Source organism: Acinetobacter sp. TR11, assembly GCF_027105035.1.
GTDB lineage: Bacteria > Pseudomonadota > Gammaproteobacteria > Pseudomonadales > Moraxellaceae > Acinetobacter.
The window spans coordinates 2,618,245-2,629,921 of sequence record NZ_CP114256.1; the positions used below are offsets into that span (position 1 = coordinate 2,618,245).

12 protein-coding genes are annotated in these 11,677 nt (G+C 39.4%); 9 read left to right on the forward strand and 3 right to left on the reverse strand.

Annotated features, from left to right (window positions below; all coding sequences use genetic code 11):
• From O1450_RS12560 to O1450_RS12575, 4 genes are read left to right on the forward strand one after another with little or no spacing between them, the layout of a single operon-like run.
• A complete protein-coding gene (locus O1450_RS12560) occupies positions 1-363 on the forward strand; it encodes a phage GP46 family protein (RefSeq protein WP_269228695.1) in 363 nt (120 codons plus the stop codon).
• Positions 364-1,407, forward strand: a complete 1,044-nt coding sequence (locus O1450_RS12565; RefSeq protein ID WP_269228696.1) for a baseplate J/gp47 family protein — start codon at positions 364-366, stop codon at positions 1,405-1,407.
• Positions 1,407-1,937: a hypothetical protein gene (locus O1450_RS12570; protein WP_269230472.1), complete on the forward strand. Its 531-nt coding sequence runs from the start codon at positions 1,407-1,409 to the stop codon at positions 1,935-1,937. Before O1450_RS12565 ends, O1450_RS12570 begins: the two co-directional genes overlap by 1 nt.
• On the forward strand, positions 1,937-2,707 hold the full coding sequence (locus tag O1450_RS12575; RefSeq protein ID WP_269228697.1) for a phage tail protein: 771 nt from the start codon (positions 1,937-1,939) through the stop codon (positions 2,705-2,707). The genes O1450_RS12570 and O1450_RS12575 overlap by 1 nt, the downstream gene beginning before the upstream one ends.
• Before the next feature lie 145 nt (positions 2,708-2,852).
• On the opposite strand, the gene O1450_RS12580 is transcribed toward O1450_RS12575, so the two are convergent.
• Positions 2,853-3,362, reverse strand: coding sequence for an RcnB family protein (locus O1450_RS12580; RefSeq protein WP_269228698.1), 510 nt, complete (start codon positions 3,360-3,362; stop codon positions 2,853-2,855).
• A 181-nt stretch (positions 3,363-3,543) separates the two neighbouring features.
• Between O1450_RS12580 and O1450_RS12585 the strand changes: the two genes are divergently transcribed.
• Positions 3,544-3,984, forward strand: a complete 441-nt coding sequence (locus O1450_RS12585) for a hypothetical protein (RefSeq protein WP_442865414.1) — start codon at positions 3,544-3,546, stop codon at positions 3,982-3,984.
• A 25-nt stretch (positions 3,985-4,009) separates the two neighbouring features.
• Here the strand turns inward: O1450_RS12585 and O1450_RS12590 are convergent, their stop codons facing one another.
• Complete coding sequence (locus O1450_RS12590; protein ID WP_269228700.1) at positions 4,010-5,473, reverse strand: phospholipase D family protein; 1,464 nt, start codon at positions 5,471-5,473, stop codon at positions 4,010-4,012.
• Positions 5,474-5,551: 78 nt separating this feature from the next.
• Positions 5,552-7,618: a zinc piracy TonB-dependent receptor ZnuD gene (znuD, locus tag O1450_RS12595; protein ID WP_269228701.1), complete on the reverse strand. Its 2,067-nt coding sequence runs from the start codon at positions 7,616-7,618 to the stop codon at positions 5,552-5,554.
• Between the two features lie 135 nt (positions 7,619-7,753).
• Here znuD and O1450_RS12600 point away from each other — a divergent pair, with 135 nt between their 5' ends.
• The 4 genes from O1450_RS12600 to O1450_RS12615 all read left to right on the forward strand — a co-directional run bounded on the left by O1450_RS12600 (position 7,754) and on the right by O1450_RS12615 (position 11,663).
• The gene (locus O1450_RS12600) at positions 7,754-8,527 is read left to right on the forward strand and encodes a DUF4184 family protein (protein WP_269228702.1); all 774 of its coding nucleotides are present in this window, start codon (positions 7,754-7,756) and stop codon (positions 8,525-8,527) included.
• Positions 8,528-8,667: 140 nt separating this feature from the next.
• Entirely contained in the window at positions 8,668-10,449 is a 1,782-nt protein-coding gene (aspS, locus tag O1450_RS12605) for an aspartate--tRNA ligase (RefSeq protein ID WP_269228703.1), read from the forward strand.
• A 126-nt stretch (positions 10,450-10,575) separates the two neighbouring features.
• Positions 10,576-10,797, forward strand: coding sequence for a hypothetical protein (locus O1450_RS12610; RefSeq protein ID WP_004664817.1), 222 nt, complete (start codon positions 10,576-10,578; stop codon positions 10,795-10,797).
• Between the two features lie 5 nt (positions 10,798-10,802).
• A complete protein-coding gene (locus tag O1450_RS12615) occupies positions 10,803-11,663 on the forward strand; it encodes a lysophospholipid acyltransferase family protein (RefSeq protein WP_269228704.1) in 861 nt (286 codons plus the stop codon).
• Positions 11,664-11,677: the final 14 nt, after the last annotated feature.

Below are 11,677 nucleotides of genomic sequence, written 5' to 3' on the forward strand. Positions count from 1 at the left end.
ATGGCGAAAATTGACTTAAAAACTCGTGATTACATAGTCGAAAGTCTTGATGAAAATTTCAGTACTGATTTATTACAAGCAATCATTTTAAGACTTTCAATTCATCGCGGTAAGTATTGGGCTAATCCAAATTTAGGCAGCCGCTTGTACTTGTTGGGACGGTCAAAGGACGTACCACGTATACGTTTATTAGCTATTCAATACGCTAAAGAAGCGCTTGAAGATTTAATGCCAAGTCGTGTTGCTGATATTCAAATTTCAGCATCACAAAGCGAACGTAGCCGCCTTGACTTACACATAGAAGTCACGCTTTTGACAGGTCAGAAGCAAACTATTATCTATTTCGTCCCTGTAGGTGGCTAAATGTTTACTATTCCGAATTTTCAACAAATCAGAAATACGATTCTTCAAGAAATCAGAGGATTAACAGGCATCAATGCACTTGATGATAGCGATGCTGCTATTCGTGCAGACGGTACGGCTTCAGCAGTAGACGGTTTATATAGTCACCAGTTATATATTCAAAAACAATTGTTTATTGCTACGGCTGATGAACCATATCTATATATTCATGCTGAAGAATTAGGCTTACCACGTCTAGGCGGTAATTTCGCTTCAGGAACAGCCAATGCAATTTCTAACGTTGATCTAACGATCAATGCGGGCAGTAAGTTGACTAACGGTAAAGGCTATTACTGGAGCGTTGCTAACGATGCAGTGTTAAAAACTAATGTACCTTTAATTGTTGATGTTGTCGCTGATCAAAAAGGCGCGGCTTGGAATTATAACGGTTCTTTACTATGGGTTAGTCCTCAAGCTGGACTTAGTAATATCGTTACTAACGTTTCTATTGGTAGTGGTTCAGATCAAGAAGAATTAGAAGTATGGCGAGCTAGACTTTTAGAACGAAAGCAGCTCGGTTTATCACGTGATCGTGAAGCTGACTTAGTTGGCTTCATGAATGGAGTTACAGGCGTTCAGCATGTCTATGTTTATCCAAAGCGTCGCGGACTTGGTTCATTAGATGTAGCAATCACTGCTGTTGGTAATCCGCCTACTCTACCGAGTCAAACTTTACTTGATGCAGCCCAAGCCGCATTAGATACTTACGCGGGCTTTTGGGCTGATTGTCGTGTCTATTTACCTACTTTACAAATAGTAAATATCACGGCTGTTGTCTCAGGCATCGGCATAAATCTCAATCAAGTTGAGCAAGTGATTCGAGATTATTTCGCTGAGCTTGCACCCGCTGATACATATCAAGTCGCTATTTTAACAGCTCGTATCGTGGCTTTGCCGAATGTCACGGATGTAACTTTGACACCATCGTCTAACGTTGTGCCTGTCGTGGATTGGATGAATACAAACTGGTTACGGCTTGGTACTTTAGTAGTGAGCGTTGCATGATGGCTTTAGAAGAAACAACAAAAATCTATGCTTCAGTATTGCGTCAGTTGTTGCCTGTTGGCGGCTATGATAATGCCGCAAATACAACAGTTTCAGACGATATATACGGTCATGCAAAAGCACTCGCTCAATGTGACTTAAACGCCAAACGATTATTAAAAGTTTTGGAAGCAGTTCCATCTGAACTATTAACAGAATATGAACAAGAATATGGTTTGCCATTGAAATGTCAGACTAATGTCGCTCAAACAATTGAAGAAAGGTTGCAAGTGATCAACTGGATTAAAAATACCAAAAATGTTTTTAATCTTGATTACTTAGAGCAGCTTTTAGCGATTTTTAACATTGATTTTGAGCTAATTACTTATAAACCAATGCAATGTACAGCGCCTTGCAATTCAGCAGTCAATACTGAGCAGCTTAGGTATAAAGTCAAATTCAAGCTACAAAGCCCTGTTTTAGCTGATATTGATTGCATTATTTCAAATTTTTTACCCGCGTTTTTACGCTACGATATTGAGGAAATCTAATGGAACGTATTAATAGCGTTAATGCACGTGCTAATGTGAATGGTGCAGGTAAAAAAGGCTTTCATGATAATGCTGATTTAAGCGGACAAGATGCTACTTACATTAGCCCATCATGGTGTAATCATATTCAAGAAGAAATTGCTGGTGTAGTTGAGGTACATGAGCCTCTTGATCCGAATAACAAAAACCAATTAAAAGCTGCTCTATTCGCGTTGTTTGCAACAAATGAGAACGTTCAAGAAGTTGATAGCAGATTAACGGCTGCAATAACGGCTTTAGCTTCAGCTATTCAACCATTTCTTATAAAGACTGGAACGATGGAGTTATGGACAAATTCAGTTTGTCCAGCGGGATATCTTGAATGTAATGGGAATATATATCCGATTTCATCCTATCCAAATTTATTTGCTGTGATTGGCAATACCTTTGGCGGTGATGGTGTGACAACCTTTGCTGTACCAAACATGAAAGATAATTTTGCACGAGGTTGGGATCATATTCGAGCCTTCGGTAGCTTCCAAAAAGCGACCAGTGTATTTATGGGAGATCCTTCCGTTACTGCTGGACGTATTGCTAACTTATACAACACCGCTGACGATAATCAACAGACAATGATGAATGCACTGAACGGTGAAGCCACCACAATTGATTCAACAAATCTTGTCGTTTTATCTAGTGCAGCAGAAGTACAAGACCCAGTTACAGCAGTTCAATCCACTATGTCAGTACGCCCACGGAACTTGGCATTAATGTTCATCATTAAAACTTAAGTGTTTTAATGATGAACCAATATAGATTTGCTCAGCTTATTAATAAGTAATTGCTTTGGGAGTGAATAAGGGGTTAAAACTAGTTGTTTATTTATATTCTAGTGCAAAATAATATATAAAAATTCAGTGCAAAATTAAAAATGAATTAGTGCAAAATTGGGCGAAAACTTACAATAATTTCAATCCTAAAATTATCATCTGTCACTAAAAGATAACGACCATCAACGATCACCCAGTGCCGACCTCTTGGTGGTTCACGCAATGAATATGAATCCCAATCTCGAATCACATAACGCTCACTTCGAAATTCACTAGGTAACTCATTTCCAACCACAAAAGACTCACGGCGATAGCTATGCTCATATTGAGTTTCGGGATAGTATTCAATACGAACACCGGGTCGATGGCTCGGATAAGGATAATAATTATTTTGATTCGGTTGATAATAATAGCCTTTCGGCGGTGCAGTCGGCGTGTAGCGCTGATTTGAAAATGCAAAAGGATCTTGTGCGGGTGGCTGATAAGTAGGTGTTTGGGGATATGAACGTCGTTCGACACCACTATACCCTCCCCATGCATTATCGGCATAACTCATGATAGGGAGATAGCCCAAAAGACCTGCCAAGCCATAAATATACAATTTAGATTGCTTCATCCTTATCGCCCTAGATCATCAGAGTATTGTTATATTTTAGAATAAAAACTAAGCATGACTGTTGTAATAATATTTTTTCAGATCAATTGTTCTTTTCCCTCGACCGATTACATCGGCATATACATCCAAAGAGATATGTTAAAATAACTTTTTTGGTTTTGAGACAACATCTGTGGCTGAAATGAATTTTGATCGTCTTTATCAATTCTTCTGTAAAGTGCCAAGTGTGCAAGAGGCTCGTATCGTTGCACATGGTACAGATGGTCAACATGCGTGGTGGTTTAAATTTAATATTGATGTTGCTCATCCACTTGCATGGCAAACCGTTCAAGAACTTGGTCATGTGCTCAACTATTTGTCCACCAATGAACGCTTACCTACTCAATTTTTCCCAGTTTCACCACCGCCCTATATGAATGGCGAAGCAAAAGACTTTTTAGCTTGGGTGATTCAATGCAACCATCCAGAGTTCAATCCTGATGTGGTCTGCGATTGGTTGGAAGCACGACTGCCAACACCTGTTGAAGATGAAATTCAGTGGAAAATTAAAACAGATTTAAGTGAACTGGATCAGATGGCTGATAAAGATTTAGATCAGTTGATTCCACCAAATCCGCAATAAAAAAGAGGCTTAAAGCCTCTTTCTTTTAGAAAGTAGATAAACCCGACCATTCCATAAAGCGATAGAGCCAGTATTTCACGTTTGACTCATCCGCATATTTTGCATAATCAACCGTGATCTGACGACCATTCGCATTACTCCAAGCAGCATCAAAATACTGTCCTGCATCTTTAAAGACCTGTGCTTGTGCTGAACCTAAAACTCGCATGTCTGTCTCAAGATTATAGTTTTTAAGATTTCGTGCCGTGAAGTTAGCTGAACCTAAAATAATCTCAGCTTGCTGAGCGTTATATTTAAATAGCATCTTACTATGGCATTGTTCACCATGGGTATCACACCAACGAATTGGAATCCCTGCGGCATTGAGTTCTGAAGCTACTTGACGGTTTGGAATACCATTCTTTTGACGACCAAATGCATCTTTATTTGGATCAAGCATGATACGGATACTTACACCACGCTGTTTAGCCTGTTTTAATGCCTCAATAATATTTCGCTCAGACAGATAGAACATAGCTATGTCCAAATGCTCTTCACTTTTTGCAGATTGAATCATCTTCAACACAGCATCATAAATGGCTTTTTCAGTCAGTAGCTGTACCTGTGGCAAGCTTTTATCTTCAGCCAATCCCCCCATGATCACAAATGGGCTAGAGCCTTGTGACATATTGGCAACGGTTTGCTCAGTTTGTAATACATCAATCGCGGTTGGGCCATCCACGACCAGTGCAACATTACTATGATGTGAACTTCCATCATGAGGATTCGCTGAGGTCACTAAACTCTTCCAACCTTGAGCCGTATCTACCACCAAGGTTTTACGATGATTGGCTTTAAAATTGAGTAACTCCAAATAACTCCGTATTGTTACTTTATCTTTTCCAAAAGGATTATTTAGCCAACCGCCTTCTGGATTATTGCCTAAATTTTGACAGCAGATATACCAAAAACCCGACCACAATGGATTTGAAGCACGCAAAGGTTTTAAATCTGTTTCAATAACATCTACACCTGCTTGGCGAAGCTGACGATAGTGCTGAGGCGTTATACCACCATAAACTGAATTAATTGGATCGGTAATCACCACAATTTGAACTGTCGGATAAAGCTTCCGTTTCAGAATCAGTGCATCTGTTAATTGCTGCGTCAATGGAAATTGCTTAACCTTAGACGCACCCACTTCCTGATTAAATAAGAACATATCCAACACAATCGTGGTCTGTGCTTCATCAATCAATTGAAAAATTTCTTTGAAAATGTGTTGATCAACTTGCTGTTGACCTTGTGCATCAAGATAGGTCTGATCGGCCAAAAATTTCACATTGGCATGGCGAAGTTGCCCCGTAAAATCCAGTCCTTTTGGGAGTGGTTTTACAGTGTGATAAATTGCAGAAGCAATATACCCAATCGCAAAAATACTCAATATGACTGCCATGTAACGTCGACCTGACCAGTTTAATTTTTGATGAATTCTTTGGAAGATACGCATATAACAGAAAAAGCCCTAGCCTAATGGACTAAGGCTAGAGCTTATACTTTGATTTTTCAATAAGATTTGAGTGACAAATTAGAAACTAAAATTCACACCAACACTAAAATTACGTCCAACTTGTGGAATCGTCGATAAGAACGATGCATGTTGATAAACCTGATCATCCAACACGTTATTAGCATTTAGGAATACACGATAATCATTCAATTTACTATATTTACCAGAATAAGCCACACCCAAATTTAACATGTTATAACTTTGTGTATCAGTTTCATAAGCAGCGATCTTATCTTGTTGGAATACATGATAATACTCAGCTGAACCGCTAAAACCATCGCCAAAGTCTGCATTCACTTTTGTACCTAAACGGCCCGCTGGTACACGTGGTGCATTGTCATTGTCGATCTTGCCGCGTACATAATCACCAAATGCACTGAGTTTATAAATTGAAGAGACTTGATAACCTACTTCTGCTTCAGCACCGTAGAACTTGGCTTTATCTTGTGCATACTGAACCAAACGAAAATCTTTATAACGATCTAAGGTTTGGGCATAGATGTAGTCGTCAAACCAGTTGTGGTAGACATGTACATGGTAATCAAACTTGTTATCATCGTAATGAAAACCAAGTTCGACATTATTTGACTGCTCTTTTTTAAGCTGATCATTCCCTAGTTCATAGGTATTGGTGGCGAAATGGCCTCCATTGGCATATAACTCTTGTGCTAAAGGTAAACGCTCTTGGTGTGACGTAACCAAAGAAAGTTTGTAGTTCGGTGCAAACTCCCAATTGGCGGCACCAGAAACAGAAAAGGCTGAACCGTCGAAATCTTTTTTCGTTGCATCATCAATATTAATTTTTTGCTGTTCTGCACGAGCAGCTAATTCAACATGTACATCATTAAATTGCGCATGTTCTAATGCAAAAACACTCCATTTTTTAGTGGTATTTGGCGCTAAAAAGGCCTCTTCACCTGTAAGTTTTAATTTTTGTTGTCCATATTGTGTACCAATGACCCCTTCCCATGCACCCAGCGGGTTGTGTACTAACTCTAAGCGTCCATCATAACCTTTATTTTTAAAACGAGTCGCGATGCTCTCTTCTTCAATCTCATCATGTTGATAATCGGTATAACTGGCTTGCGCACGTAAAGTTTTAAAACCTGCAAATGGATTATCTAACTCAGTACGAACATCATAACGCTCCGATTTTAAATCAATCCAAGGACCTGCATCATGTGCATGCTCATGTTCCTCATGATCATGATCATGTCCATCATCTGGATCGTGATCACCACAATGTAAATGTGGTCTACCACTCAAATGTGCATCGCAGCTTTCATATTCATGGCTATGTCCAGGCAAGCCATACTGATCCTGACGATTGCTATATGAAATACCCGTAAAGCCACGATCATAAATCCACGATAGACCGACATTTACAGTTTGCCCTTTGGCAAAAGTATTATCGACTCGACGTTCTTTTTCGCCTTCATGGAAATAATCAGGTGCAATATAATCATTGGCTTCACGTTTGAGCCCTTCAACACGTAATGCCACTTGATCACCTAAACCAACAGTAACACCCGCGCTTGCTAATTTTTCATCACTACCCGTGTTATAGCGTAGCCCAACATTTCCCTCATAACCATTTTCTGGCATCTGTGTCGGAATTTTGCTGTCTGTGACATTAACTAAACCACCTACAGTACCAGCACCATACAATAAAGTAGATGGTCCTTGAATAACTTCTATTTTCTTTGCTAATAATGGATCAACCGTGACCGCATGGTCGGGCGATAATGTTGAGACATCAATATTTTCAGAGGCATTTTGCAACACTTTGACTCGAGCACCATCTTGTCCTCGAATCACTGGACGACTTGAACCAGCGCCAAACTGATTGGTATGTACACCAACCTCACCGCTCAAAGCATCTCCTAAAGTTGCACTTCTTTCAACTAAATCCTTTTGTTCAATTACATGATCTGCGACAGCAAAATCGGCCGCATTTCGCTCTAAAGGGTGCGCTTTAATTTCAATCGTAGCAAGTTGTTGAACCTTTGCTTGTTCTTCTGCAAAGGTAGCGCTGCTCGCTACTGCTAGAATAGATAAAGTCAAAATATTTTTAGGAAATGACATGCCACGTCTCAAATTAGCTTAAACATAATTTGTTATATTATAACGTTTCAATCATTTTGCAATAAAAAACATCTCAACAAAAAACATTTGCTACACTGCTGATCCATTATTCAATATTTATAACGCTCCAAGAATATGCCATTTACTCTTTCTCACGCTGTTCTTGCACCACCTCTATCAAAATTGAGTAAAGGTCATTTGCCTGTCGCAGCGCTTGCAATCGGCTGTATGACCCCAGACCTGCATCGTTTATTTACTCAAGAAACAATTGCATTAACACATCAGTGGTCTGGCATATTACTCCCCAATCTTCCGATTGGATTATTCTTTTGTGCATTGTGGTATTTGATCTATCGACCTGTTAGTTATCGCTTTTTGGGTATAAAAGACCCCATAAAGATCAGCAATTTTGATGATGCAGTGGGCTTTATTCTTATGAATTGCTTTGCGATTATTCTAGGCACAGCAACACATTTAATCTGGGATGGATTAACCCATCTGGACTTTCGGACCTTCGCTTTTAAAGATTTACTCGCACAAGATATTTCTCTCTTTGGTTTGCATTATCCATTACATTTCATTTTGCAGATTGCTTCATCCATTCTCGCCTTACCTTTTATCTTCTGGATGTGCAAAAGCTATTACATCAAATATAAACTAGCTCAACCTGTACCGATTAAAATCAAAGGATTTATCACGACAAGCTTAATCATTTCAACAGTTGCTGGATTGTTGTCGATTTGGGACTATAGTCGTCATATTTCATCAGAACTCTGGTACACCGAACGATATTTTTTTATTGGTAAATCAATTAACGAATTTACTCAAACAGCGCTTTGTGTTTTTACCGCAGCATGTCTGTTGCTACTATTATTTGATCGAAAAGGTCAAACAAGATCATTTTTTTAAAAAAGCGTCGCTTTAAAATTCTGTTGAAAACATTAAGACTTGAGACAATATGTTCAACAAGGCATAATCTCCCCTTCATTGGTGATGCGCTGTTTACGCATTCACCTTCTAGCCAATATAGTTTGGATAAATAATTCAATATGATGCGCACTCATTACTGTGGCTCTTTAACTGAAGCCCAAATCGATCAAACAGTTACTTTATGCGGATGGGTTCATCGTCGCCGTGACCATGGTGGTGTAATTTTCCTTGATATGCGTGACCGTGATGGTTTAGTTCAAGTCGTAATTGATCCTGATACACCAGAAGCTTTCTCAACTGCGGATAAAGCACGCTCTGAATTTGTGTTAAAAATTACAGGTCGTGTACGTCGTCGCTATGAAGGTACTGAAAATGCCAACATGGTGAGTGGTCAAATCGAAGTTTTAGCGAAAGAAATCGAAGTTCTCGCTGCTTCTGAAACACCTCCATTCCCATTAAATGACGAAAATACTAATATTTCAGAAGAAATTCGTTTGAAATACCGTTTCTTGGACATTCGTCGTCCAGAAATGTTAGATCGTTTACGCTTCCGCTCTAAAGTTACAAACTTAATTCGTAACTATTTCGAAGATCACGGTTTCCTTGACGTTGAAACACCAATCTTGACTCGTGCAACACCTGAAGGCGCACGTGATTATTTAGTTCCAAGTCGTGTTTCAAATGGCAGCTTCTACGCGCTTCCACAATCACCGCAATTGTTCAAACAGTTGTTGATGGTCGGTGGTATTGATCGTTATTACCAAATCGCGAAATGTTTCCGTGACGAAGATTTACGTGCGGATCGTCAGCCTGAATTTACCCAAATCGACGTTGAAACATCGTTCATGAGTGACGATGACATCATGGATTTAATGGAAGGCTTAACGGTTAAAATGTTCAACGAATTATTGAATGTAAAATTCGATAAATTTGAACGTATGACCTATAACGATGCAATGCGCGACTATGCATCTGACAAACCAGATATGCGTATTCCTTTGAAACTTGTTGACGTTGCAGACTTAATGCAAGACGTTGAGTTCAAAGTTTTCGCTGGTCCTGCAAAAGATCCTAAAGGTCGTATTGTCGCTTTACGCGTTCCTGGCGCGGGTTCATTGCCACGTAGTGCGATCGATGAATATACTAAATTCGTAGGTATCTACGGTGCGAAAGGTTTGGCTTACATCAAAGTCAATGAACTTGAAAAAGGCATCGAAGGTTTACAATCACCTATCGTTAAATTCATCGAGCCAATCGTACTTGATCTACTCAAACGTGTTGGTGCTGAAAATGGCGACATCGTATTCTTCGGTGCGGATAAAGCTAAAGTTGTAAATGATGCTATGGGTGCACTTCGTGTAAAAATCGGTCATGACTTGAATCTTTCAACTTGTGAGTGGGCACCACTTTGGGTTGTTGATTTCCCAATGTTCGAAGAAACTGATGACGGCAAATGGACTTCTGTTCATCACCCATTCACACTACCAAAATCAAGTGTTGAAGATGTGAAGAACAATCCAGGCGCTGCTCTATCAGTTGCATATGACATGGTATTGAATGGTACAGAAGTTGGCGGTGGTTCACTGCGTATCTATACTTTAGAGATGCAAAAAGCAATCTTTGAAGCATTAGGTATTGGTGAAGAAGAAGCAGAGGAAAAATTCAGCTTCTTACTCAATGCATTACGCTACGGTGCTCCTCCTCATGGTGGTTTAGCATTTGGTCTTGACCGTTTGATCATGTTGATGACAGGCGCATCGTCGATTCGTGATGTGATTGCATTCCCGAAAACCAAGACGGCTGAATGCCCATTAACTCAAGCGCCAGCGCCTGTTGAAGCGAATCAATTACGTGACCTCGGTATTCGTTTACGCGAAAAAGCAAAAGCTGAAGAAAAGTAATTTTTTCAATTGATTGCTGAATAAAACCCTGCTTAATGCAGGGTTTTTTTATATTACATGGTTTTACTTTGCGATCATGCAGCGTAATGGCATAATAAGCTGCTTTTTTATTGAGAGGTCAGTCTTATGGCAATGCGTCCTGATGTACGTCGACACACAATTGTGATTATTGTGTTTTCACTTGCTCAATGGTTTTTTATGCGTTACATCTTGGCAAATGAACTTTTCAATATGACCACCAATCAACGTATTTTATATTTCTGCGTCAGTAGTCTTGTAGGTGCGTTATTGATTTTTGTAGCACTGATTTATATGGTGCTCAAAGGCAATACAGATAAGCAAGATTAATTGCGATGTCGTTTTACAGTACTTTACTCCGTATTCTCCCTCTAACATTTTTGCGTAGTATTGCAAAAGTGGCTGCCTACTTTATCAATCAAAATCCTGATAAAAGTATGCTTTGGAAAACCAGAATTAATATTGGTTTAGCCTACCCAACACTTTCTTCCGAGCAAAAAGAACAGCTTGCTCGAGAAAGTGTGACCAAGCAATGTTTGAGTTATATTGAATCAGGGAAATGCTGGGCAATGCCTCCTGAATGGAGCATTCAGCAAATTCGTACTGTACATAATTTAGAAGTATTAACAAATGCTTTAAGTGATCCGCGTGGTGCTTTGATTATTACTCCGCATTTAGGTACATGGGAAATGATGAATGCATGGGTCAATCAATATGGTAAACCTACCATTATGTACAAACCCATGAAAGATTCAGGATTTAATGCATTTGCTTTGCATGCTCGCCAACGGTTAAATGCCACCTTAGTTCCAACGGATGCAAATGGTGTAAAAGCCTTGTTTAAGAATCTAAAACAAGGTGGTTTTAGCGTAATTTTACCTGATCATGTCCCTCAACCTTCAGGCGGGGTTGTCGTTCCTTTTTTTGGAATTCCCTGTTTAACCAGTACACTTGCAAGCAAAATGGCGCAAAAAACGCAATGTCGTCTGGTGGGATTAAGCTGTTTCCGTCGTGAAGATGATGAAGGATTTGATGTGTATTGCGATGATCTGAATGATCCTGAACTTTATGATCGCGATATCATAATTGCAACAACGGCACTCAATAAAGCGGTAGAGCAAATGATCAACCGCTTTCCTACAGAATATATGTGGGGATATAAGCGGTTTAGAGGTGGTGATACTAAGTTTTATTAAAATATACTTAGTAT